The 22,197-nt window shown below is 71.6% G+C and carries 20 protein-coding genes; 14 read left to right on the forward strand and 6 right to left on the reverse strand.

Annotation, left to right across the window (positions count from 1 at the left end; genetic code table 11):
- Positions 1-12: 12 nt before the first annotated feature.
- Positions 13-762, reverse strand: a complete 750-nt coding sequence (locus tag ACWD10_RS20445; protein WP_451092876.1) for a L,D-transpeptidase family protein — start codon at positions 760-762, stop codon at positions 13-15.
- 187 nt (positions 763-949) lie between these two features.
- Between ACWD10_RS20445 and ACWD10_RS20450 the strand changes: the two genes are divergently transcribed.
- On the forward strand, positions 950-2,935 hold the full coding sequence (locus ACWD10_RS20450) for an ABC transporter transmembrane domain-containing protein (RefSeq protein WP_451093021.1): 1,986 nt from the start codon (positions 950-952) through the stop codon (positions 2,933-2,935).
- Complete coding sequence (locus ACWD10_RS20455; RefSeq protein ID WP_451092878.1) at positions 2,932-4,722, forward strand: ABC transporter ATP-binding protein; 1,791 nt, start codon at positions 2,932-2,934, stop codon at positions 4,720-4,722. The genes ACWD10_RS20450 and ACWD10_RS20455 overlap by 4 nt, the downstream gene beginning before the upstream one ends.
- Before the next feature lie 136 nt (positions 4,723-4,858).
- Here the strand turns inward: ACWD10_RS20455 and ACWD10_RS20460 are convergent, their stop codons facing one another.
- Positions 4,859-5,146 (reverse strand): hypothetical protein, encoded by a 288-nt coding sequence (locus ACWD10_RS20460; RefSeq protein ID WP_451092880.1) that lies wholly within the window; start codon positions 5,144-5,146, stop codon positions 4,859-4,861.
- A gap of 156 nt (positions 5,147-5,302) precedes the next feature.
- Here ACWD10_RS20460 and ACWD10_RS20465 point away from each other — a divergent pair, with 156 nt between their 5' ends.
- Complete coding sequence (locus ACWD10_RS20465) at positions 5,303-6,346, forward strand: helix-turn-helix transcriptional regulator (protein WP_451092882.1); 1,044 nt, start codon at positions 5,303-5,305, stop codon at positions 6,344-6,346.
- Positions 6,347-6,425: 79 nt separating this feature from the next.
- Here the strand turns inward: ACWD10_RS20465 and ACWD10_RS20470 are convergent, their stop codons facing one another.
- Entirely contained in the window at positions 6,426-7,220 is a 795-nt protein-coding gene (locus tag ACWD10_RS20470; protein WP_451092884.1) for a metal-dependent hydrolase, read from the reverse strand.
- A gap of 155 nt (positions 7,221-7,375) precedes the next feature.
- On the opposite strand from ACWD10_RS20470, the gene ACWD10_RS20475 reads away from it, so the two are divergent.
- The 6 genes from ACWD10_RS20475 to ACWD10_RS20500 all read left to right on the forward strand — a co-directional run bounded on the left by ACWD10_RS20475 (position 7,376) and on the right by ACWD10_RS20500 (position 13,000).
- Positions 7,376-9,889: a DUF3516 domain-containing protein gene (locus tag ACWD10_RS20475; RefSeq protein WP_451092886.1), complete on the forward strand. Its 2,514-nt coding sequence runs from the start codon at positions 7,376-7,378 to the stop codon at positions 9,887-9,889.
- A gap of 174 nt (positions 9,890-10,063) precedes the next feature.
- Positions 10,064-10,939, forward strand: coding sequence for an acyl-CoA thioesterase (locus ACWD10_RS20480; protein ID WP_451092888.1), 876 nt, complete (start codon positions 10,064-10,066; stop codon positions 10,937-10,939).
- Between the two features lie 122 nt (positions 10,940-11,061).
- The gene (locus ACWD10_RS20485) at positions 11,062-11,568 is read left to right on the forward strand and encodes a tetratricopeptide repeat protein (protein WP_451092890.1); all 507 of its coding nucleotides are present in this window, start codon (positions 11,062-11,064) and stop codon (positions 11,566-11,568) included.
- Between the two features lie 183 nt (positions 11,569-11,751).
- Positions 11,752-12,225 (forward strand): RrF2 family transcriptional regulator, encoded by a 474-nt coding sequence (locus tag ACWD10_RS20490; protein ID WP_451093023.1) that lies wholly within the window; start codon positions 11,752-11,754, stop codon positions 12,223-12,225.
- 197 nt (positions 12,226-12,422) lie between these two features.
- Positions 12,423-12,605, forward strand: a complete 183-nt coding sequence (locus ACWD10_RS20495) for a hypothetical protein (protein ID WP_451092892.1) — start codon at positions 12,423-12,425, stop codon at positions 12,603-12,605.
- Positions 12,602-13,000 (forward strand): RidA family protein, encoded by a 399-nt coding sequence (locus tag ACWD10_RS20500; protein WP_451092894.1) that lies wholly within the window; start codon positions 12,602-12,604, stop codon positions 12,998-13,000. The genes ACWD10_RS20495 and ACWD10_RS20500 overlap by 4 nt, the downstream gene beginning before the upstream one ends.
- 62 nt (positions 13,001-13,062) lie before the next feature.
- Here the strand turns inward: ACWD10_RS20500 and ACWD10_RS20505 are convergent, their stop codons facing one another.
- Positions 13,063-14,193, reverse strand: a complete 1,131-nt coding sequence (locus tag ACWD10_RS20505) for a DUF6397 family protein (protein WP_451092896.1) — start codon at positions 14,191-14,193, stop codon at positions 13,063-13,065.
- Positions 14,194-14,343: 150 nt separating this feature from the next.
- Positions 14,344-14,757 (reverse strand): roadblock/LC7 domain-containing protein, encoded by a 414-nt coding sequence (locus tag ACWD10_RS20510; protein WP_451092898.1) that lies wholly within the window; start codon positions 14,755-14,757, stop codon positions 14,344-14,346.
- A 76-nt stretch (positions 14,758-14,833) separates the two neighbouring features.
- Between ACWD10_RS20510 and ACWD10_RS20515 the strand changes: the two genes are divergently transcribed.
- From ACWD10_RS20515 to ACWD10_RS20525, 3 genes are all read left to right on the forward strand, one after another.
- On the forward strand, positions 14,834-15,262 hold the full coding sequence (locus ACWD10_RS20515) for a PPOX class F420-dependent oxidoreductase (protein WP_451092900.1): 429 nt from the start codon (positions 14,834-14,836) through the stop codon (positions 15,260-15,262).
- A gap of 84 nt (positions 15,263-15,346) precedes the next feature.
- A complete protein-coding gene (locus ACWD10_RS20520) occupies positions 15,347-15,982 on the forward strand; it encodes a class I SAM-dependent methyltransferase (protein ID WP_451092902.1) in 636 nt (211 codons plus the stop codon).
- Between the two features lie 75 nt (positions 15,983-16,057).
- Positions 16,058-17,092: a hypothetical protein gene (locus ACWD10_RS20525; RefSeq protein WP_451092904.1), complete on the forward strand. Its 1,035-nt coding sequence runs from the start codon at positions 16,058-16,060 to the stop codon at positions 17,090-17,092.
- 152 nt (positions 17,093-17,244) lie between these two features.
- Here ACWD10_RS20525 and ACWD10_RS20530 read toward each other — a convergent pair whose 3' ends face one another.
- Positions 17,245-17,427 carry a hypothetical protein gene (locus ACWD10_RS20530; protein ID WP_451092906.1) on the reverse strand — a complete coding sequence of 61 codons (183 nt, stop codon included), beginning with the start codon at positions 17,425-17,427 and terminating at the stop codon, positions 17,245-17,247.
- Between the two features lie 226 nt (positions 17,428-17,653).
- On the opposite strand from ACWD10_RS20530, the gene ACWD10_RS20535 reads away from it, so the two are divergent.
- Complete coding sequence (locus tag ACWD10_RS20535; protein ID WP_451092908.1) at positions 17,654-20,719, forward strand: DEAD/DEAH box helicase; 3,066 nt, start codon at positions 17,654-17,656, stop codon at positions 20,717-20,719.
- A complete protein-coding gene (locus tag ACWD10_RS20540; protein WP_451092910.1) occupies positions 20,716-22,128 on the forward strand; it encodes an SWIM zinc finger family protein in 1,413 nt (470 codons plus the stop codon). The genes ACWD10_RS20535 and ACWD10_RS20540 overlap by 4 nt, the downstream gene beginning before the upstream one ends.
- The last annotated feature ends 69 nt before the right edge of the window (positions 22,129-22,197 follow it).

A 22,197-nucleotide genomic window follows, 5' to 3' on the forward strand; every position in this document is an offset into this window, starting at 1 on the left:
GCGCGGCGCCCGTCAGGTCGCGGCCAGGTGGTCCTTGTCGCCCATCACGATCACCGGGTGCTGCTGCGGGTCGAGCCGCTTGAGCAGGTACTCCATCGCCGGCTTGGGAATGCTCACACAGCCCGACGTACCGCTGCCGTGGTCCAGGTGCAGCCAGATGTAGCCGCCCTTGGACTGGCCCAGGGGCCGGGTCGGGTCGTTGGGCGGGGTGCCCTTGGCACGGTTGTAGTCGATAGCGATGATCAGGTCGAAGTCGTCCCAGTACGCCTTGGGCCAGGTGCGCGACGCTTGGAACGCGGGCGACTCGGTGTACGGGAGCCGGGTGCCGGGGTCGGGAAGCACCCCGCCCGCGTCGCTGAGCGTGAACACGCCGACAGGAGTGCGCTTGTCGCCCTCGCGGTGGTCGGTGGTCCAGCCCTTCTTGCCGTTGTGCGCGGGCCAGGCGCGGTCCCGGTGCCACCGTCCGTCGCGCTGTGTGTAGAGGGCGAGTTCGGACTCGCCGGAGTCCGGTCCCTCGCCGGTGACGAGGACGGCCTGTCGCGTCTTGTCCGGTATACGGCTGTGGAGGCGGTCCCCGACGCCCGGAAGTCGCCTGGGATCCGTGGTGGGCCGCTCGGTGCGGGTCGGCGCGGCGGGCCGGTTGTCCGCGCGCGCCCGGTCGGAACCACCCGAACTTCCGCCCCCCGCAAGGCCACAGGACGTCAGGGCGGCAAGACAGACCGCCGCCGCCAAGGCGGACCGCACCGTACCGGATATGTGCATACGAGCCATGGTGACACCCGGCGTACCTGACCCGAACCCCCGGGTCGGGAACAAACGGGCGGAATGACTGGTTCTTTGCATCGCGGCGGAAAATCATTTGCCGGGGAACCTCGCCGGGCGTCAGCCTTGCACGGTTTCCCCGTCCGCTCAGCCGCGCCCGATGACGCGCGCAGACCTCTGGGACGTCATGCAGATCAGTGACCTTCCGTATACCGATCCGGGTGTGCCCGACGCCCGGTCAGGACCGCGCTTTCTGTGGTGGCTCTGGCGGAACCAACTGGCGGGCCAGTTCAAGTCGTTGGCCTGGGGTCTGCTGCACTTCACCTCCGTGATGGCGCTGCCGTACGGCGTGGGCTTCGCCGTGCAGGCCGTGGTGGACCGCTCCGGCGGACGGCTCGCGCTCGCGGGCGCGCTGCTCGCCCTGGCGGGTGCGTCCACCGCCCTCGGCGACACGATGCTGCACCGCTCCGCGGTCACCAACTGGATCACGGCCGCGGCCCGGGTGCAGCAGTTGCTCGCCCGCAGGACCGCCCACTTGGGCGCCGCGCTGACCCGACGGGTCGCCGCGGGCGAGGTGGTGGCGGTGTCCACCGGCGACGTGGAGAAGATCGGCTGGTTCGTGGAGACGGTCTCCCGGTTCACGGCGGCGGCCCTCACGGTCGTCGTGATGTGCGTCGCGCTGTTCGTGTACCAGCCGGACCTGGGCCTGGTGGTGGCGGTCGGCGTTCCGCTCGTCGCACTCGGCGTGCTGCCGCTGCTTCCGCGGGCCACCCGGCTCGCCGACGTCCAACGCACGAAGGCGGGCCGCGCCACCGAGCTGGCCTCCGACACGGTCGCCGGGCTCCGGGTGCTGCGCGGCATCGGCGGCGAGGAGCTGTTCCTCACCCGCTACCGGCGAGCCTCGCAGGAGGTGCGCCGGGCGGCGGTGCGCAGCGCCCGCATGTGGTCCCTGATCACCGCGGTGCAGGTGCTGCTTCCGGGACTGCTCCTTATCGGGATCGTGTGGTACGGGCTCGCGCTGGTGCGGGACGGCCGGATCGAGGTCGGTCAACTCGTCACCGCGTACAGCGCGGTGATGCTCCTGACCTATCCGCTGCGGCACTTCGAGGAGATCGCGATGGCGTACTCCTTCTCGCGGCCGTCGGCCAAGCGGGCGGCGCGGGTGCTCTCCCTGGAACGCACGGTGGTCAGCTCCGACGCGGACGGCACCGGCCCCGGCGGCGTACCGCCGACCGACGACACACGCGTACCGCCGACCGACAACACACGCGTACCGCCGACCGACAACACACACGTACTGCCGACCGGCGACCTGTACGACCCGGCCACCGGGCTGCTCGCGCCCGAGGGGCGGTTCACGGCCGTGGTGTGCGGCGACCCGGACGAGGCGGGGCGGCTCGCGGAGCGGCTCGGCGGGCATCCGGGGCTCGATGACAGGGCGGCACACCCCGCGTCGGTACGCCTGGGCAGCACCGACCTGGACGCGCTGCCGCTGGCCGCGGCGCGCACCGCGGTCCTGGTGCAGGACAAGGACCCGGTGCTCCTGTCGGGCACGCTGCGGGAGCTGCTCGACGTACCGGCGTCCGGAAAGGTCACGGCCGTAGAGGCGCTCACCGCGGCCCAGTGCGGCGATGTCCTGGACGCGCTCACGCAGGCCGCGCTCGACGACGACCCGATGGTGGCGCCGATCACCGAGCGCGGCCGGTCGCTCTCCGGCGGGCAGCGCCAGCGCCTCGCCCTGGCCCGGTCCCTGGTGACCGACCCGGAGGTACTCGTCCTCGACGAGCCGACCTCCGCGGTCGACTCGCACACCGAGGCGCGGATCGCGGACGGCCTTCGGGGGCTGCGCCGGGGGCGTACGACCGTGGTGTTCACGTCGTCGCCGCTGGTCCTCGACCGGGCCGAGCGGGTCGTCCTGGTGCACGGCGGCGAAGTCGCGGCGGTGGGCGTACATCGCGAACTGGTGCGCACCGACCCGCGCTACCGGTCCGTCGTGACCCGCGAGACAGACGTCGAGCAGGCCGAACAAGCAGCACTAGCAGCACAAGCAGCGCAGGCAGCACAAGCAGCACCAGCCGAACAGGCAACACAGGCTGCACCAGCCGAACAGGCAGAGGCAGTAGAGGCAGTACGGGACTTGGGGTCCCCCGTCGAGATCGAGGAGACGGCATGATCGGCGTGGCGCCGCCGGAGTACGACCCGGCGGCCCCCCGTACCACCGAGAAGCTGCCCGTGGGCGGCGCGGCGACGGTGCGGGCGTATGTGCGCGAACTGCTCCGGCGGCACCGCAAGGCCTTCGTGGTGCTCATCGTCGTGAACACGGTCGCCGTGGCCGCCTCGATGGTCGGGCCCTCGCTCCTCGGCGATCTCGTGGAGCGGGCGTCCGCCGGGGGCGCGGCGGCGCGCGATCTGCAACTGGGGCGCGCCATCGCGCTGTTCGCCGGGGCGCTCGTGGTGCAGGCGGTCTTCGTGCGCCTGGTGCGGCTGCGCGGCGCGATGCTCGGTGAGCGGATGCTCGCGGATCTGCGTGAGGACTTTCTCGTACGGTCCGTGGGGCTGCCGCCGGGCGTCCTGGAACGGGCCGGGACCGGCGATCTGCTCGCCCGGATCACCACGGACATCGACCGGCTCGCGAACGTGATGCGGGAGGCGGTGCCGCAGGTCACCATCGGCGTGGTCTGGATCGTGCTGCTGCTCGGCGGCCTCACGGTGACCGCGCCGCCGCTCGCCCCCGCGGTGCTGCTCGCGCTGCCGCTCCTGGTGGCGGGCTGCCGCTGGTACTTCCGGCGGGCCCCGTCGGCGTACCGCTCGGAGGCCGCCGGGTACGCGGCCGTGGCGGCGGCTCTCACGGAGACGGTCGACGCGGGCCGCACCGTGGAGGCGCACCGCCTCGGCGCGCGCCGCGTGGCGCTCTCGGACCAGCGGGTCAAGGAATGGACGGCCTGGGAGCGGTACACGCTGTGGCTGCGCTCGATGCTCTTCCCGGTCATCAACGCCACGCATGTGACGGTCCTCGCCTCCGTGCTGCTCATCGGCGGCGTCTTCGTCCTTCAGGGCTGGATCGGGGTCGGCCAGCTGACGGCGGGCGCGCTGATCGCGCAGATGATGGTCGACCCGATGAACTTGATCCTCCGCTGGTACGACGAACTCCAAGTGGCCCATGTGTCGATGGCCCGGCTCGTAGGCGTACGGGAGATCGAGCCGGGCGCGGGCGACGCCACGCTGGCCCCGGAGGGCCGGGACGTGTCGGCGCGGCGGGTGCACTTCGGCTACCGGCCGGGCGTGGACGTGCTACGGAAGGTGACGCTCGACGTCGCGCCGGGCAGCCGCGTCGCCCTGGTGGGGCCGTCCGGCGCGGGCAAGTCGACGCTCGGGCGGCTGCTCGCCGGGATCTACCGGCCCCGCACCGGCTCGGTCACGCTCGGCCGGGCGGAGCTGGCGCGGATGCCTGCGGAGCGGGTGCGCGAGCATGTGGCCCTGGTGAACCAGGAGCACCACGTGTTCGTCGGCTCGCTCCGGGACAACCTGCTGCTCGCCCGTTCCGGGGCGCAGGACGCGGAGCTGTGGGCGGCGCTCGGCGCGGTCGACGCGGACGGCTGGGCGCGGGCCCTGGACGACGGCCTGGACACCGAGGTCGGCTCCGGCGGCTTCGTGCTCACTCCGGCGCAGGCGCAGCAGATCGCCCTGGCCCGGCTCGTGCTCGCGGATCCGCACACGCTGGTCCTCGACGAGGCGACCTCGCTGCTCGACCCGCGCGCGGCCCGGCATCTGGAACGGTCCCTGGCCCGGGTCCTGGCCGGCCGCACGGTCGTGGCGATCGCCCACCGGCTGCACACCGCGCATGACGCGGATGTGATCGCGGTGGTCGAGGAGGGCCGGATCAGCGAGCTGGGCAGCCATGACGAGCTGGTCGCGGCGGACGGGGCGTATGCGGCGCTGTGGCGGTCGTGGCACGGGTAGCGTGCGCGGCGCCGTGGGGTCGTGGGGTCGTGGCATGGGTAGCGTGCGCGGCGCTCAGCACCATTCATGGCGGGGCGGTCGTCCCTGACATGGCGGTGCTGCGTACCCGTAGCTCAGGCCGAACCCGTCGGCTGATTCACAGCTCCTCGACGGTCTCCAGAATGCGGGTGCGCGGTGTCCCGGCGAGTGCGGGCGCGTTGGCGGGCGAGGACCACACCCGCGTCCGGAGGACGTCGAGGAACCGCTCGGCCTGATCAGCCGCGTCGAAGTCGAGGTCCACGACCACATACGCCTGGTCGTCGACGGGGCGCTGGATGCGGTGCCGCCGTACGCCCGCTTCCTTCCGCATGGGCGCGAACCGGTCGAACGCGGACTTCCACACGGCGAAGTCCGTGATCGGGTGCTCGATGTGCAGGGTGGACATGGTTCCTCCTCTGGAGTGCACTCCCACGTGCCCTCCCACTCTGGTGTCCACCTCCACTCTGGACAGCCGTCGGCAGAGCGGCCCATCCCAGAAATGTGGGGAATCGCGACATACCGGGAATCGTGAAACACGGGAATCGCGACGTACGCTCGCCTCATGTCCGTCCCTGCCGCGTACGCGCGGTCGCACGAGCGCGTCGTCCGGCTCTGCGAGACCGGCGGCGACTCCCGGACCCTGCGTCTTAGGCTCCTCGACGAACTGCGCACCACCATCGGGTTCGACGCGTACGCGTTTCTGCTCACCGACCCGGAGACCTCGGTGGGCTGTGCGCCGCTCGCGGACGTCCCGTGCCTGCCGGAGCTGCCCCGGCTGATCCGGCTCAAGTACCTGACCGAGGCCGATCGCTGGACGGCACTGCGTGATGTCGCCCTGCTCAGCGGCCACCCCGGTCCTTCGCGCAGCCTCGTGTGGCGCGAGCTGCTGCGGGATTACGGCGTACGGGACATCGCCTCGACGGTGTTCACGGACCGCTTCGGCTGCTGGGGCTTTCTCGATCTGTGGCGGTACGACCGGGACTTCAGCCGTGCCGACGCGGCCCATCTGGCCCGGATCCGCGAGCCGGTGACCACCGCGCTGCGCCGCAGCCAGGCGGAAGCCTTCGTGGTACGGCCGTCCGACGCACCGCACCCGGGTCCGCTCGTCCTGCTGCTCTCACCCGAGCTGCGGGTCCTCGCCCAGACCCCGGAGACGCATACCTACCTGAGCCTGCTCGTGCCGCCCGAGGACGGTCGCTCGCCCATCCCGGCGAGCGCTTACAACGTCGCCGCGCAGCTGTTGGCCGTCGAGGCGGGTGTCGATACGAACCCGCCGCGCGCCCGGGTGCATCTGGCGGAGGGCCTGTGGCTGACGCTGCGGGCCGCCCGGATCGGCGACACGGATCCGCCGGACCGGCGCGATATCGCGGTCACCATTGAGGAGAGCTCACCGGCCGAGCGGCTCGCCGTGTTCACCCGGGCCTTCGCCCTGAGCGCGCGGGAGTGCGAACTGCTCGGCCATCTGGCGAAGGGCGGCGACAGCCACACCGTGGCGCGCCGGATGTCCGTCTCCGAGCACACCGTGCAGGACCACCTGAAATCGGTGTTCGCCAAGACCGGGACGAACAACCGCCGCATGCTCCTGGCCCGCACGCTCGGGGCGTGAGCCGCGGCCCGGCCGCGACTCGCCTTTCGGTTCTACTGGAAGACGATCAGGTGGCAGACGATCAGCTGGAAGACGCTCGCTAGAAGACGTTCAGCGCACCCACCGCGCCCACCGCCCCGAGCACCATGAACACCGGCATCAGCACCTTCACCTCGACCCAGCTGCCCGCCCGGAACCGCAGAATCCGCGGGGTGCCGACCGGGTACCAGCGCTTACGGCCGATGGGCAGCGGCCACAGGATCGGGCAGCCGGAGATCGTGAGACCGTCGCCGATGTTGTGCACCATCGCGCCGAGCAGCACGGGCAGGCCGAGCCACATGTACTCCTGACCCGCGCCGGTGAAGAACCAGTCGGAGCCGTTGCCCGGCTGGTCCAGGACTCCGGCGAGGATCCAGCTGCTGGTCGCGGCGAGCATCCAGACCAGGACGGACGCGGAGGTACCGCGGGTGGCCCGCCAGAGCAGCCCTTCTATGGCGAGCGTCAGATGCACGAACAGGATGCCGAGCACCGCCCAGCGGCCACCGAACATCGCCGCCGCCGCGAACCCCGTACCAAGAAGGAGCGCCCACACGGCGGTGTGCGTGAGCGTGCGGTGCCCGCCGCGGCGGCTGGGGTCACCGGGCTTGCGGGTCGCCTTGTAGACCGCGAAGGAGAGTTTGTCGACCACCACGCACAGGCCCTTCGAGAGCGGCCCGAAGGAGTTGGAGATGGTCGCCGACTTCTGGTCGAGGTCCGGGGCGAGCGCGGCGCCCGCGCAGATCAGCGCGCCGACGACGAGCACCGGCCAAGGCATGGCGTGGCCCGAGGCAGCGGCCGCCGCCCCCACCCCCAGCCAGGCCGCCGCTCCCGACAGTGAGTGTGCTGGACCCATCATGGCCGTGCTCCGCCCCATTCCCCTTGTGTCGACGCCCCGTTGATGCCCGGGCGGTACGCCGACCGTCCGCGGATCGACGGCACAGCGTAGCGGTCGTGATCTTCGTGCGTTCGGCCGGTTCCCCGATCCGGGGGACGGACAGGCAAGATGGAGGGGTGACCCTTATCGATCAGCTCCCGCCGGACACCGACCCCGATGCCCTCTTCGACGCCTTCTCCTCCTGGGCCGAGGACCAGGGGATCACCCTCTATCCGGCGCAGGAGGAGGCCCTGATCGAAGTGGTCTCCGGGGCCAATGTGATCCTTTCGACGCCGACCGGCTCCGGAAAGAGCCTGGTCGCGGCGGGTGCGCACTTCGCGGCGCTGGCCGCGGACAAGGTCACGTTCTACACGGCGCCGATCAAGGCCCTGGTGTCGGAGAAGTTCTTCGACCTGTGCAAGCTCTTCGGCACCGAGAACGTCGGCATGCTCACCGGCGACGCCTCCGTGAACGCCGACGCCCCGGTGATCTGCTGCACCGCCGAGGTCCTCGCGTCCATCGCACTGCGCGACGGCAAGCACGCGGACATCGGCCAGGTCGTGATGGACGAGTTCCACTTCTATGCCGAGCCGGACCGCGGCTGGGCCTGGCAGATCCCGCTGCTCGAACTCCCGCAGGCACAGTTCATCCTGATGTCGGCCACGCTCGGCGACGTCTCGATGTTCGAGAAGGACCTGACCCGCCGCACCGGCCGTCCCACATCGGTGGTCCGCTCGGCGACCCGCCCGGTCCCGCTCTCGTACGAATACCGCCTCACGCCCATCACCGAGACCCTGACCGAGCTCCTGGAGACCAAGCAGGCGCCCGTCTACATCGTGCACTTCACGCAGGCGCAGGCCGTCGAGCGCGCGCAGTCGCTGATGAGCATCAACATGTGCACGAAGGCCGAGAAGGAACAGATCGCCGACCTGATCGGCAATTTCCGCTTCACCACCAAGTTCGGCCGCAACCTGTCGCGTTACGTACGGCACGGAATCGGTGTCCACCACGCCGGGATGCTGCCGAAGTACCGGCGCCTGGTGGAGAAACTCGCCCAGGCGGGCCTGCTCAAGGTGATCTGCGGTACGGACACGCTCGGCGTCGGCGTCAACGTCCCTATTCGTACCGTCCTGTTCACGGCTCTCGCCAAGTACGACGGCAGCCGCGTGCGGGTCCTCCGTGCGCGCGAGTTCCACCAGATCGCGGGCCGCGCGGGCCGGGCGGGATTCGACACGGCGGGCTTTGTGGTGGCCCAGGCCCCCGAGCACGTCATCGAGAACGAGAAGGCCCTCGCCAAGGCGGGCGACGACCCGAAGAAGCGCCGCAAGGTGGTCCGCAAGAAGGCCCCGGAGGGCTTCGTCGGCTGGACCGAGAACACCTTCGAGAAGCTGATCGCCTCCGAACCGGAGCCGCTCACCTCCCGCTTCCGCGTCACGCACACCATGCTCCTGTCGGTGATCGCCCGGCCGGGCAACGCCTTCGAGGCGATGCGCCGCCTCCTGGAGGACAACCACGAGCCGCGCAAGAACCAGCTGAGGCACATCCGCCGCGCCCTCGCCATCTACCGCTCGCTCCTCGACGGCGGCATCGTCGAAAGACTCGACAAGCCGGACGCCGAGGGCCGCATCGTGCGCCTCACGGTGGACCTGCAGCAGGACTTCGCGCTCAACCAGCCGCTGTCCACGTTCGCGCTCGCCGCGTTCGACCTGCTCGACCCCGAATCCCCCTCGTACGCCCTGGACATGGTGTCGGTCGTGGAGTCCACGCTCGACGACCCGCGGCAGATCCTGGCCGCCCAGCAGAACAAGGCACGCGGCGAGGCGGTCGGCCAGATGAAGGCCGACGGCGTCGAGTACGAGGAGCGGATGGAGCGGCTCCAGGACATCTCGTACCCGAAGCCGCTGGAAGAACTGCTCTGGCACGCGTACGGCGTGTACCGCAAGTCCCACCCGTGGGTCGGAGACCACCCGGTGTCGCCGAAGTCGGTGATCCGCGACATGTACGAACGCGCCCTGTCCTTCACCGAGTTCACCTCCTTCTACGAGCTCGCACGGACCGAGGGCATCGTGCTGCGTTACCTGGCCGGTGCGTACAAGGCCCTCGAGCACACCGTCCCGGACGACCTCAAGTCCGAGGACCTGGAGGACCTCACCGCCTGGCTCGGCGAGATGGTCCGGCAGGTCGACTCCTCGCTCCTCGACGAGTGGGAGCAGCTCGCCAACCCGGAGGTGGAGACCGCCGAGGAGGCCCAGGAGAAGGCCGACCAGGTCAAGCCGGTCACCGCCAACTCCCGCGCCTTCCGCGTCCTGGTACGCAACGCCATGTTCCGCCGCGTCGAACTCGCCGCCCTCGACCACGTCGAGGAACTCGGCGAGCTGGACGCCGAGTCCGGCTGGGACGCGGACGCGTGGGGCGACGCCATGGACGCGTACTGGGACGAGTACGACGACCTGGGCACCGGACCCGACGCCCGCGGCCCGAAGCTCCTCTCCATCGAGGAAGACCCGGACCACGGCCTCTGGCGCGTCCGCCAGACCTTCGCCGACCCGAACGGCGACCATGACTGGGGCATCAGCGCGGAGGTCGACCTGGCGGCCTCCGATGAAGAGGGGCGTGCGGTTGTTCGGGTTACTGATGTGGGGCAGCTCTGAGGGGGCTTTACGGGGGGGCGCGGGCGTTCCACTAGGGGGCCCGCCCCCCCGGGGGCTCTCCCCCTCCCCCTCCCCACCCCTCGCCCCCACACCCGCAAGGCCCCGCCCCCACCCCGCCTCCCGTGCCACTCGACTCGTCCTCACCCACGTGAACACCCTTCAGGAGTACGCGGTATGACGACCAACCCAGCCGAGAGACTCGTCGACCTACTCGACCTGGAGCAGATCGAGGTCAATATCTTCCGCGGCCGCAGCCCACAGGAGTCCCTACAACGGGTCTTCGGCGGGCAGGTCGCGGGCCAGGCCCTGGTGGCCGCGGGCCGCACCACCGAGGGCGACCGCCCGGTGCACTCGCTGCACGCCTACTTCCTGCGCCCGGGTCGGCCCGGGGTGCCGATCGTCTACCAGGTCGAACGAGTCCGTGACGGCCGCTCCTTCACCACCCGCCGGGTCACCGCGGTGCAGCAGGGCCGCACCATCTTCAACCTCACCGCCTCCTTCCATCAGCCGGAACAGGGCACCTTCGAGCACCAGCTGCCGCCGCGCCTCGACGCCCCCGACCCCGAGTCGCTGCCGAAGGTCGCCGACGAGATCCGCGAGCATCTCGGCGCGCTGCCCGAGCAGTTGGAGCGGATGGCTCGGCGTCAGCCTTTCGACATTCGCTACGTCGACCGGCTCCGTTGGACGCCCGAGGAGGTCAAGGACGCGGAGCCACGCAGCGCCGTGTGGATGCGCGCGGTCGGCCCGCTCGGCGACGACCCGCTCGTCCACACCTGCGCCCTCACGTATGCGAGCGACATGACCCTGCTCGACGCCGTACGCATCCCCGTTGAGCCTCTCTGGGGCCCGCGCGGCTTCGACATGGCCTCGCTCGACCACGCGATGTGGTTCCACCGGCCGTTCCGCGCCGACGAGTGGTTCCTCTACGACCAGGAGTCCCCGATCGCGACCGGCGGCCGCGGCCTGGCCCGGGGCCGGATCTACAACCGGGAGGGCCAACTGCTCGTCTCGGTCGTACAGGAGGGTCTCTTCCGCAGCATCGGGTCATGAGAGGGCTCCGGTGCGACGGTGTTGGACGGGGACGGTGTTGGAGCGTGAAGGTGGTCGGGCGGTGCGGGTAGTGAGGCGATGACGGTGGTTGGGGGGGAACGGTGGTGGCGACGGGCACGGACATGAACTCTCCGGAGGAACGGGCGCGGTTGCTTGCTGATGCGGTACGGCTGCGCGGGGCCGGGCAGCGTGAAGAGGCGCGGGAACGGCTCGTGGCCCTGGCCGAGCGGTTCCCGGACGACGCCGAGATCGCCTACCAGACGGCCTGGGCGCACGACGTACTCGGCCTCGAGTCCGAGGCGGTGCCGTACTACCGGCGCGCCCTGGACCGCCCCGGCCTCACGCCCGCGGACCGGGCAGGGGCCCTGCTCGGGCTCGGCTCCACCTACCGCATCCTCGGACGGTACGACGAGGCCGTGGCGACCCTCCGCGATGCGGCCGCGGAATTCCCGGACGACGGAGCGCTCAAGACGTTCCTGGCCATGGCCCTGTACAACACCGGCCGCCCCCACGAGGCGATGGAACTCCTCCTCACCCTGCTCGCGACGACCAGCACGGACCCGGCAATCGCCGCGTACCGCACGGCCATTGAGCACTACGCGCGGGACCTCGACGAGACGGTTTCCTGAGCACGGACACTCGGTGGCGGCGGGGGTGGCGGTTGCCGTTGCGGTTGCCGTTGCGGTTGCCGTTGCCCTTGCCCTTGCCCTTGCGTGACGCTCGGAGGCGGTCGTGCTCGACGTGCTGCCTGGCATCGCGAAGCCGAGCTCTTGCATCGATGGATCCTGGATATCTAGTATCCGGATATGAGAATGAACGAGGGCGTGGAATGGGCGCTGCACAGTTGCCTCAATCTCGCCTGGATCGGCGATGAGTACTGCGTCCCCGCCGCGCGGCTCGCCGCCTATCACGAGCTGCCCGCGGCCTACCTCAACAAGCAGCTCCAGGCGCTCGCCCGCGCCGGGATCGTCACCTCGACGCCCGGCCCCAAGGGAGGCTTCCGGCTCGCCAAGCCATTGAGCCGGATCACGTTGATGGACGTCGTGGCCGCCATCGAGGGCCCGGACGAGGCGTTCCGCTGCGCCGAGATCCGCCAGCAGGGACCGGGGGCGGGCGCGCCGGAGAGCTACCAACTGCCGTGCGCCTTCGCCGAGGTGATGTCCCACGCGGAGCTGGCCTGGCGCAAGGAGCTGGCCTCGTGCACGGTCGACGACGTCCGGCAGCGCGCCGAGAAGCGGGCGCCCGGGGCACCGGGAGCGATTCGGCGCTGGTTCGCGAACGGCTGAGCTGAGGCAGAGTCGCTGGAACTCGGGGGCACTGGGGCACGGGAACGACACTGGTACGCGGGAACGCGGGAACAACGAAGGACGCATCATCGAACGGGCTCCTTGCACTGGGGGCTCTGCCAGGGGGAATTAGGGGGAGTTCTGGATGCGTCTCGGTCGGGCTGCGGTCCTGGTTCCTGGCCACAGCGCCTCGGGACGTGGAGGCGGCGACCTCTCTCAACGTCGCCGTGTTCTGCCTGTCCATCGCTCTGGGAGCCACGGTCAGCGGCCGCCTGATCGACGCCCTCTCCCCCACCGCGGTCATCGCCGCGGGCGCACTTCTTCCGTTGGTCGCCGCCCTGGTGACCGCCGCACACCGAAAGGAACCCCGCACTTCATGACCATCGCCATCACCAACCCCGCAGGCCTGCACGACCCCTCCGGCTTCGGCTACAGCCACGTCGTTTCCGCACCGGGCGAGCAGGTCTTCATCGCCGGGCAATACGCCTCCGACGACACCGGGTCGGTCGTATCGGCCGACTTCGACGCCCAGGTGGAGCGCTCGATCGCCAACCTGCGTACGGCGCTTGAGTCCGTGGGACTCGGACTCGGAGACGTTGTGCGCCTGGGTACGTACATCGTCGAGCACGACGAGGAGAAGCTGGGGATCCTCCTCAGGCACCTCAAGGCCGCCTGGGGCGAGCGGCTGCCCGCACAGACGCTCGTCGGTGTGGCGTCGCTTGCGCTGCCGGGCATGCTCTTCGAGATCGACGCCGTTGCCGTGCGCCCCGCCTGAGGCGCCTCGACCTGAGCCACGTCGCTGTGCAGGCCGCCACGATTCGGGGCCGACCAGTTCCCCTACCCGCCCCGAGGACGTCCCCTGGGGCCGCGGATCAGTCGGCCGAGCAGACCTCGGGGCGGTGGAGGGTAGGCCTCGGCGGGCCGCGCCACGAGGGGGCGCGTCGGCTGGCTGAGGGCTGTGCCTCCCGTTCGGTGCCCGGGAGTTGGGACTTTCCCGTGGGACGCGGGAGCCGTGGCTCGTGGGCTGGGGACGGGAGGTGTGGCTCGCGGTCCGGGTGTGGGAGGTGTCGCTCGTGGGCGGGGTGCGGGGGTGGTGTGTCGGGCCTCGGCCAGTTCCGCGGTCAGGCTTGAGCGCAGCCAGCTGATCTCGTCCGGGTCGTCGGCGAAGAGCACCCGGGCCGCGATCGACTCCGCGGCAGGGAAAGGGCCTGCCGGGTTGAAGGTAGGTTCGGGGCGCAGACGGTGCAGATACGAGCGCTCGTACGGGTCGGGCACCAGCTCGGCGATCTGCACCGGGTCGAGCATCGCGGCCAGAACTCCGGCTCGCTGCCAGGGGCCTTCGGCCAGGCGGAGCAGCTGGCCCGCGCGGCGGCCGCGCCAGTTGCGGGCACGCTTGTCCTCTCCGGCGTTCAGCTCGCGGCGCATGTCCTCCGGGGTCCGGCCGGTGAGGAGTGCGGGGTGGGCGTCCGCGAACTGGCGTACGTCGTCCGCGAGATAGAGCCAGACCACTGCCCGGTACCGGTTCAGATAGAACTTCGCCGGGGTCAACAGGCCGACCCGGGCGAGCTTGGTGAACCGGTCCTTGGTGATGCCCATCAGGGCCGCACCCGCCGTGGTGCCGACCAGCGTGACGCGCTCACGCAGAGTGTCGGGAAAGCCGTCCGCGGCGCGCAGCCGGTCGACTTCGGAGCGGGGGACGCTGCGGGCGGCAGGGGCCACGCCGTCCGTTCTCCGGTCGTCGGGTCGGTCGTCGGTGCGCTCCGCTCCGGTGGTGCGGACGTATCCGAGCTGGATCGCCAAGGTCAGTTCGCCGCGCTTGAGTTCCAGGGCGCGGGCGGCACGGCCCGGGCTCAAGAACTGTTCAACGTCCTTGTCGGTGGCCGTCGTCGGCCCCGTCGTGAGGTCGTGCGTGGATGCTTCCGTGGCTTCCGTAGCTTTCGCCGTGGATGCCGTGATGGATGCTGTCATCGGTGTCTCCCCCGTGAGTTTCGCTGACTGCCGATTACTCTCGGTGAAGACCGTAGCCCGTTCCGCAATCCCCCGCTCGGCCTGTGGATAACTCTGCGACCGACGGCGGCCGAGTAGGGGTTCGTGCAGGTCAGGCGCGTACCACGGCGGTCAGAAGTCGACGACGGGCGTGCGGCCCGGCTGCCGTGCGTCGACCCCGAGGTGCTCGCCGACGCGGTTGACGAGCAGCGTCATCTCGTACGCGACCTGGCCGATGTCGGCGCCGGCGGTGCTGAGCACGCACAGGCAACTGCCGTCGCCCGCGGCGGTCACGAAGAGCACCGCATCATCGAACTCGATCATGGTCTGGCGTACATGCCCGGCACCGAAGTGCCGACCCGAGCCCTTGGCCAGGCTGTGCAAGCCGGACGAGACCGCGGCCAAGTGCTCGGCGTCCTCCCGCTGGAGTTCGCTGCTCGACGCGGTCACCAGACCGTCGTTGGAGAGCACAAGGGCGTGCCGTACGTGTTCGACGCGTTTCGTCAAGTCGTCGAGCAGCCAGCCAAGTCCCGTGTTCTGCGCCATGATTCGGACCTCCCCGTTCCACCATTGACCGCCAGCCTTCCCCACCTGTGCCGTACGAGCAAGACAGGATGGGCATATGGCACGGAAGATGACTGAGGACGAATGGCGCGCCTTCGTTTCGCACGGGACGCGGACCGCGAAGCTCTCGACCGTGCGGGCCGACGGTTCCCCGCACGTCGCACCGATCTGGTTTCTGCTCGACGGCGATGACCTGGTGTTCAACACCGGGGAGTCGACCGTCAAGGGGCGCAATATCGCGCGGGACCGGCGCGTGGCGCTCTGCGTGGACGACGACCGGCCACCATACGCGTACGTGGTGCTCCGCGGGCAGGCCGAGTTGAGCGATGACCTCGGCGAGGTGCGGGACTGGGCGACCCGGATCGCGGCCCGGTACATGGGTGAGGAGCGCGCCGAGGAGTACGGCGCCCGTAATGGCGTTCCGGGGGAACTCGTCGTGCGCGTACGGATCAAGAAGGTGCTCGCGCAAGCGGGGGTTGCGGACTAGCGGACCAGGGGGTTTCGGCACCCCCGTACCGCCCCCCCGTACCGCCCTTGGATCTCCATGAGCGGGCTGCGAGATCATGCAGGCATGAGCGATGACCACAGCCGAGCCCACGACCCCACCCGGGCCCACGACCCCGACCGAGTCCGTGAATTCTTCGCCGCCCGCGCCGCGGACTGGGACAGGCGCTTCCCCGAGGACGGCCCGGCGTTCGAGGGCGGGGTCGCCGCGCTGGGCCTGCGCCCAGGTGACGTCGTGCTCGACGCGGGCTGCGGGACGGGGCGGGCGCTGCCGGTGCTGCGGGCCGCGGTGGGGCCCGACGGGACCGTGCTCGGCCTCGACCTCACGCCCGCCATGCTGGCCGAGGCGGCGCGTGCGGGCCGGGACCGCAGCGCGCGGCTGCTGCTCGCCGATGTGTCCCGACTGCCGTTGCGCGACGCCTGTCTGGACGCCGTGTTCGGCGCCGGACTGATCTCGCATCTGCCGCAACCCGCCGATGACCTGGGCGAGTTGGCGCGTGTCGTGCGGCCCGGCGGGCGCCTCGCGCTCTTCCATCCCATCGGCCGGGCCGCCCTCGCCGCCCGCCAGGGCCGCCAGATCACCCCGGACGACCTGCGGGCCGAGGCCAATCTCCGCCCGCTGCTCGCCGCTTCCGGCTGGCGGATGACGTCGTACGTAGATGAGGATGCCCGGTTCCTGGCCCTTGCCGTCCGGGAGGGCTGACGTCGTCAACCCTCGACTGGCCGGTTACTCGCTCGTTAAGGTGCGCCGACGGATGCGACCGATGGGGAGGCTGACATGGCCGGGACGGGTGAGGAAGTCGCCGATGACGACGCGCTGTTGGTACTGACCGCGGTGCTTCTGACGCCCGCGCAGTTCCCGAGCGTGCTCGGCGACGACTACCCGGAGGCGTGTGCGGCGCTCGGCCTCGCTCCGCTTGCCGAGGGCTACGGTCTGGTGCTCGGCCAGGACGGCTTGGGCGCACGGTGGACCGTGGTCGTCGACGATGTGTCCCTCGTGGCCGTCGCCATCGCCGCGTGGGACTGCGGCATGGAGTACGACCTGTCCCCCAGTGAGCGAACCGTGGTGGCCGCGCTGCCCGGCTGGCCGCTGTCCCTCGCCGTCGCCGCGCCCGGCGTGCCCGCGCCCCACGACCCGGAGCCGGAACCCGACGACGAGGGCGGCCGACGGTTGCTCACCCCACCGGACACCAGCGTGTGGGGACCGGCCCAGCGGCGCCTCGGCGCCGACGAGGTCGCCCTCCAGTGGGCGGCCTGGCGGGCAGAGGTCGATGACGCGGACTTCGTGTCCGTTGGTGAGATGGAGACGGGAGGTACGGCGGGGGCCGGGACTGAGGCGGGGACGAGGGGTCCCACGCCGCCGATGGCCGGGACTGGGACGGAGACGGGCGTACCGAGAACAGCGGGGGCCTCGGGCACCGAGGACGGCTCGAGCACCGAGCACCTCTCGGGCACCGGAGATCCCGCAGGGTCCGCGGACGCCACCGACACACCGGAGGACGCCGACGCCTCCGGGGACGCCGACGCTCCCCATGGCCCGCAGGCGTACGACGGTGTTCGGCGGGTGCTCGACGAGGCCCGCGGCTACACGGAGAACCCGCCGCCACTCGGCCGGGTGCGCTCGGCCTTCGCCAGCGAGGACGCGCGGACGTTGCGTGCCGACGGCCCCGGCTGGTCGCTGGTGGCCAGGACCGACGACATCGCGTTCGTCCTGCTCGACGAGGTGCCGGGCGAGGTCCTTCCGGTGGGCAGAGGGCCGGAGTTGCCCGGCCTCCTCGATGCCCTGGACAAGATGGCCGTACGCCCGTCCTGAACCGCGCGCGCCAAACCTGCCCCAGCACCTCCGGCCGGCTGGGGCCACTGCCCCGGCCCGCCCGCACCAACGGCCGCGCCGACCGCACCGGCCCGCCCGGATCCGCCGGGACTGCCGGATCCGCCGGGTCCGGGCGGCTCAGGCCGCCGGTTTCAGTGGCCTATCTCCTTGCGCGAGACGCGGCGCAGTCTGCGGCGCTGCGCGGGGTCGAGGGTCAGGTAGGCCACGGCCGGAACGCCGACGACGATCAGCAGGACGGCCCACAGAGGCAGCCAGATCCACAGGATCAGGCCGACCGCCACGCCTCCGACGGCGATCTTCGCGTTTCTTGTCATCACTGTCGCCTCCTTCGCGGCTGCTACCGCTCTGCTCTGAGAACGGGGCCGCGCTCGCCCTGGTTCCAGTCTGGACCCTGAGACAACCCTGATGTCGGTCCCCTAGAAACCCTGAGCCACACAGGCCGTGACTGGGCTCACACAGCGATCACTTCCAGGAGGGTCTGCGAGTGAGGTACCCTCGGCCGCTCCGTTCGGTAGTCAAATTTGAGGAACCTCCATTTCTGTGCGCAGGCATTCCGTGGCAACACCGTCCGAGATCGTCGAACTCTCCCGCTGCTCCGCCGTCTTCATGCCCGGCGACCCTGCCCGTAGCGGACGCGTCGCCTTCTGGCATGCCGACGGCGAGCCGCCGCCCGACGCGGCTGGCGGCACAGTCGAGGAGCTGACCGTGGCCCTGCCCGGGGCCAAGGGGTCAGCAGGGGTCGAGCGGGTCCGGGTGCCCGCCCTGGTCCTGCCGGTGGGTACGGCACTGGCTGTGCTCACGCGTGCGCGTGCCGTCGACGGGGCGCACCCGGCCGCCGCCTTCTGGGGCAGCGCCGCCGTGCTCGCCCTGCACTTGCTGGCCCGGGGGCTGCTCCTTCCCGGCCTCTCGGAGGACGGCTACGACGCCTGGCGCGCGGGGCCCCTCGGCGGGGACGACCTGGACCGGTTGCGCGACCTGGCCGCGGCGATGCCGCCACACGCGCACGCTGTACCGCTGGACCGACTCGATCCACGGGACGAAGCACGACCGGACGAAGCGCGGCCGGAAGAACCGGCTCCGTTGCGGCTGCACGAGCCCGAACGGCTGCTCCGGGCCTTCCTGGACGCGGTGGCCGACGCCCTACCGCGCAGCCCGGCCGGGCCGCTGGCCGCCGGGCACGACGCGTTCGCGGCCGGGCCGCCGCAGCACATCCCCGAGCAGCGGGCGTGGGCCGCCGATGTGGCGGCCGGGCACGACGCGGGTGTACGCCTGTCGCTGCGGGTCGAGGTGCTGGGCCTGTCGGCCGCCGACGCCGCGACAACGGACGGCGCAGAAGCGGACGGGGCACCTGCGGCGGCCGTGCCGTCGTTCCGCGCCGTACTTCAGTTGCACAGCGTCAGCGACCCGGCCGTCGTCGCCGACGCCGCCGAGGTGTGGGCCGGGGCGGGCGCCGATGCCTTCGGGCCGCGCAGCCGGCTCGACGCGTTGCTCGCGCTGCGCCGCGCGGCGCGCGCCTGGGCCCCGCTCACGCCGCTGCTTTCGGCCGCCGTGCCGGACGCGGTCGAGCTCGCCGACGAGGACGTCACCGAGCTGCTCGGCGAAGCCTCGCGGACGCTCGCCGGTGCGGGCGTCGAGGTGCACTGGCCTCGGGAGTTGGCCCGCAAGCTGACCGCGCGCGCCGTCATCGGCCCGCCGGATTCCGCCGCAGCCGACCCCTACGGAAGCGCCCCCTACGGAAGCAGCCCTTACGGAAGCGACCCCTTCGGCGCGGACAGCGGCGGGGACGGCGACGGTGAGGGCCGGTTCGCGCTCTACACCTCGGGAGACGGGTCCGGAGCGCCGTCCCTGCTGTCGGCCGACGCGCTGCTCGCCTTCAACTGGCGGTTCGCGCTCGGCGGTCAGGAGCTCACCCGCGCCGAGCTCGACCGGCTCGCCGAGGCCAACCGGCCCCTGGTGCGGCTGCGTGACCAATGGGTGCTCATCGACCCCGAAGAGGCGCTACGCGCGCGTGCGCAGCAGGATCACAAGGTCTCCCCCATCGACGCACTCAGCGCCGCGCTCACCGGCAGCACCGAGGTCGGCGGGCGCCGGTTCGACGTAGAACCGACGGGGTGGCTGGCCGTTCTTCGGGAGCGGCTCGCGCGACCGGAGGCCGGGGAGCCGCTCGCGCAGCCGGACGCGCTCGCCGCGACGCTCCGCGACTACCAGCTGCGTGGCCTCACCTGGCTGGACCGGATGACGTCGCTCGGTCTGGGCGGGTGCCTCGCGGACGACATGGGGCTCGGCAAGACGATCACCCTGATCGCTCTCCATCTGCACCGTCAGGAGGACGAGGCGTCCGCCGGGCCCACGCTGGTGGTCTGCCCCACCTCTCTGATGAGCAACTGGCAGCGCGAGATCGAGAAGTTCGCGCCCGGGACCCCGGTGCGCCGCTTCCACGGTGCCTCGCGCCGCCTCGACGACCTGGCCGCGGGCGAGTTCGTCCTTACTACGTACGGCACGATGCGCCGGGACACCGCTCAACTGGCCGATGTCAGGTGGGGCATGGTCGTCGCCGACGAGGCACAGCACGTCAAGAACCCGTACTCCGCCACGGCGCAGCAGTTGCGCACGATCAGTGCCCACGCGCGCGTGGCGCTGACCGGCACCCCGGTGGAGAACAACCTCACCGAGCTGTGGGCGATCCTCGACTGGACGACGCCCGGGCTGCTCGGCCGACTCGGCCGGTTCCGTACCCGGTACGCGCGGGCCGTGGAGGGCGGCCAGGACCCGGCGGCGGCCGAGCGGCTCGCCGCGCTGGTGCGGGCGTTTCTGCTGCGCCGTCGCAAGTCCGACCCGGGGATCGCACCCGAACTCCCGCCCAAGACCGAGACGGATCGCACCGTCTCGCTCACTACGGAGCAGGCCGGTCTCTACGAAGCGGTGGTGCGCGAGACGATGACGGCCATCGCGGCCGCCGACGGGATGGAGCGCCGCGGTCTGATCGTGAAGCTGCTGACCGGTCTGAAGCAGATCTGCAACCACCCGGCGCAGTACCTCAAGGAGGAACGCCCCACCGTGGCGGGTCGTTCCGGGAAGCTGGAGCTGCTCGACGAACTGCTCGACACGATCCTCTCCGAGGGGGCAGGGGTTCTGGTCTTCACGCAGTACGTCGCCATGGCGCGGCTCATCGAGCGGCATCTGGCGGCGCGCGGGGTGCCGAGCCAATTTCTGCACGGCGGTACGCCGGTGCGGGAACGCGAGGCGATGGTGAACCGTTTCCAGGAGGGCGAAGTCCCCGTGTTCCTGCTGTCGTTGAAGGCCGCGGGCACGGGTCTGAACCTCACCCGCGCCGAGCATGTCGTGCACTACGACCGGTGGTGGAACCCGGCCGTGGAGGCGCAGGCCACGGACCGTGCGTACCGCATCGGGCAGACCCGGCCCGTGCAGGTGCACCGGCTGATCGCCGAGGGCACGGTCGAGGACCGGATCGCCGACATGCTGACGCGCAAGCAGGATCTCGCGGACGCCGTACTGGGATCGGACGAGTCCGCCGTGACCGAACTGACGGAACTGTCCGATGAGGCCCTGGCCGATCTGGTGGAGCTGCGAGGAGGCGCCCGATGAGCGACGCGTACGACGAGAGGCACGACGAGCGCACGTTCGCCGCGCTGCCGCCCGCGCGGGGCCGCGGCTTCGCCACCAGCTGGTGGGGACAGGCGTGGTTGAAGGCCCTGGAGGACACGGCGCTGGACTCGGCGCAGCTCAAGGCGGGCCGCAGGCTGGCCCGTTCGGGCGCGGTCGGCGCGGTGTCGGTGCGGCCAGGGCGGATCACCGCGGTCGTCGAGGGCCGGGACCGCATGCCGCACCGGTCCGACGTACTGCTCCAGCGACTGTCCGAGGACGAGTGGGACCGTTTCCTGGACATGGCCGTGGACCGGGCCGGGCATATCGCGGCGCTCCTGGACCGCGAGATGCCGCCGCACCTGGTGGAGGACGCGGCGGCCGCCGGGATCGAACTCCTGCCGGGCATCGGCGATCTGGAGCCGGAGTGCGACTGCGGCGCCTGGGATCACTGCGGGCACACGGCGGCGCTCTGCTACCAGCTGGCGCGGCTGCTCGACCAGGACCCGTTCGTCCTGCTCCTGCTGCGCGGGCGCGGGGAACGGGCGCTCCTTGACGAGCTCCAGGTGCGCAGCGTGGCCCGCGCGGCGCGGGACGAGACGGCGGACCCGGGGCTGGACGGTGACGGGGCGGCCGGGGGCGGTTCGGCCTCTGGCGACGCCTCCCGAACCGGCGCCCCTACGGGTACGGGAGCCGGGCAGGCGACGGGATGGGACGCGGGCGTCCCGGCCGACGAGGCGTACGCGACCGGTGCCGTCCTGCCCCCACTGCCCGCGCTTCCGCCGCTGCCCGACGCCCCGGGCACGCAGCCGTCCCTGGACACGGAGACGCCGCCCGGGCCCGGGATCGACATCGAGGCGCTGGAGTTCCTCACCGCGCGTGCGGCGGCGACGGCGCACCGCACGCTGGCCGCGGCACTCGCACCGGGCCACGCCGAGAAGCCCGTGGCGCCCGCGCCGACGCTGGAGCAGGACGCGGTACGACTCGCCGCGGAGTCCGGGCAGGAGGCCGGACAAGAAACGGGGGCGGCGGCGCGTGCCGTGCCCGCGCGGATCGCCGTACGGCTCGCGGACGCCGCCGGGCGGGACCGCGACGGCCTCGCCCGTGCCGTGCGCGCCTGGGAGTTCGGCGGTGCCGCCGCTCTCGACGTACTCGATGAGGAATGGACGCCTCCGACGGAAGCACTCGCACGCGCGCGTGCCGCCCTCGAAGCGGGCTGGGACGAGGACGAGCGGCCCCGGCTGCGCGCCGCCCGCAACCGGTGGACCGTCATCGGCGCCGACGCGCAGCTCCGCCTCGGCCGGGACGGCCGCTGGTGGCCCTACCGGAAGGAGCGGGGCCGGTGGACCCCTGCGGGCCCGGCGACCCTCGACCCCGCGGGGGCGCTTGCGGCGGCCGTCGGGGGTGAGTGACGGGCCGGTCCGGCGCCAGACTGAAGCGGCCCCACCACTGGGAGTGTGAAGGGTGGCCGGGCGACACCC

The sequence above is a fragment of the Streptomyces sp. NPDC002851 genome, from assembly GCF_053591935.1.

What these genes read in the sequence shown, in the direction of transcription:
- ACWD10_RS20445 (WP_451092876.1), bottom strand. Translation starts at nt 762, where the DNA reads ATGCACATATCCGGTACGGTGCGGTCCGCCTTGGCGGCGGCGGTCTGT.
- ACWD10_RS20450 (WP_451093021.1), top strand. Translation starts at nt 950, where the DNA reads ATGCAGATCAGTGACCTTCCGTATACCGATCCGGGTGTGCCCGACGCC.
- ACWD10_RS20455 (WP_451092878.1), top strand. Translation starts at nt 2,932, where the DNA reads ATGATCGGCGTGGCGCCGCCGGAGTACGACCCGGCGGCCCCCCGTACC.
- ACWD10_RS20460 (WP_451092880.1), bottom strand. Translation starts at nt 5,146, where the DNA reads ATGTCCACCCTGCACATCGAGCACCCGATCACGGACTTCGCCGTGTGG.
- ACWD10_RS20465 (WP_451092882.1), top strand. Translation starts at nt 5,303, where the DNA reads ATGTCCGTCCCTGCCGCGTACGCGCGGTCGCACGAGCGCGTCGTCCGG.
- ACWD10_RS20470 (WP_451092884.1), bottom strand. Translation starts at nt 7,220, where the DNA reads ATGATGGGTCCAGCACACTCACTGTCGGGAGCGGCGGCCTGGCTGGGG.
- ACWD10_RS20480 (WP_451092888.1), top strand. Translation starts at nt 10,064, where the DNA reads ATGACGACCAACCCAGCCGAGAGACTCGTCGACCTACTCGACCTGGAG.
- ACWD10_RS20485 (WP_451092890.1), top strand. Translation starts at nt 11,062, where the DNA reads ATGAACTCTCCGGAGGAACGGGCGCGGTTGCTTGCTGATGCGGTACGG.
- ACWD10_RS20490 (WP_451093023.1), top strand. Translation starts at nt 11,752, where the DNA reads ATGAACGAGGGCGTGGAATGGGCGCTGCACAGTTGCCTCAATCTCGCC.
- ACWD10_RS20500 (WP_451092894.1), top strand. Translation starts at nt 12,602, where the DNA reads ATGACCATCGCCATCACCAACCCCGCAGGCCTGCACGACCCCTCCGGC.
- ACWD10_RS20505 (WP_451092896.1), bottom strand. Translation starts at nt 14,193, where the DNA reads ATGACAGCATCCATCACGGCATCCACGGCGAAAGCTACGGAAGCCACG.
- ACWD10_RS20510 (WP_451092898.1), bottom strand. Translation starts at nt 14,757, where the DNA reads ATGGCGCAGAACACGGGACTTGGCTGGCTGCTCGACGACTTGACGAAA.
- ACWD10_RS20515 (WP_451092900.1), top strand. Translation starts at nt 14,834, where the DNA reads ATGGCACGGAAGATGACTGAGGACGAATGGCGCGCCTTCGTTTCGCAC.
- ACWD10_RS20520 (WP_451092902.1), top strand. Translation starts at nt 15,347, where the DNA reads ATGAGCGATGACCACAGCCGAGCCCACGACCCCACCCGGGCCCACGAC.
- ACWD10_RS20525 (WP_451092904.1), top strand. Translation starts at nt 16,058, where the DNA reads ATGGCCGGGACGGGTGAGGAAGTCGCCGATGACGACGCGCTGTTGGTA.
- ACWD10_RS20530 (WP_451092906.1), bottom strand. Translation starts at nt 17,427, where the DNA reads ATGACAAGAAACGCGAAGATCGCCGTCGGAGGCGTGGCGGTCGGCCTG.
- ACWD10_RS20540 (WP_451092910.1), top strand. Translation starts at nt 20,716, where the DNA reads ATGAGCGACGCGTACGACGAGAGGCACGACGAGCGCACGTTCGCCGCG.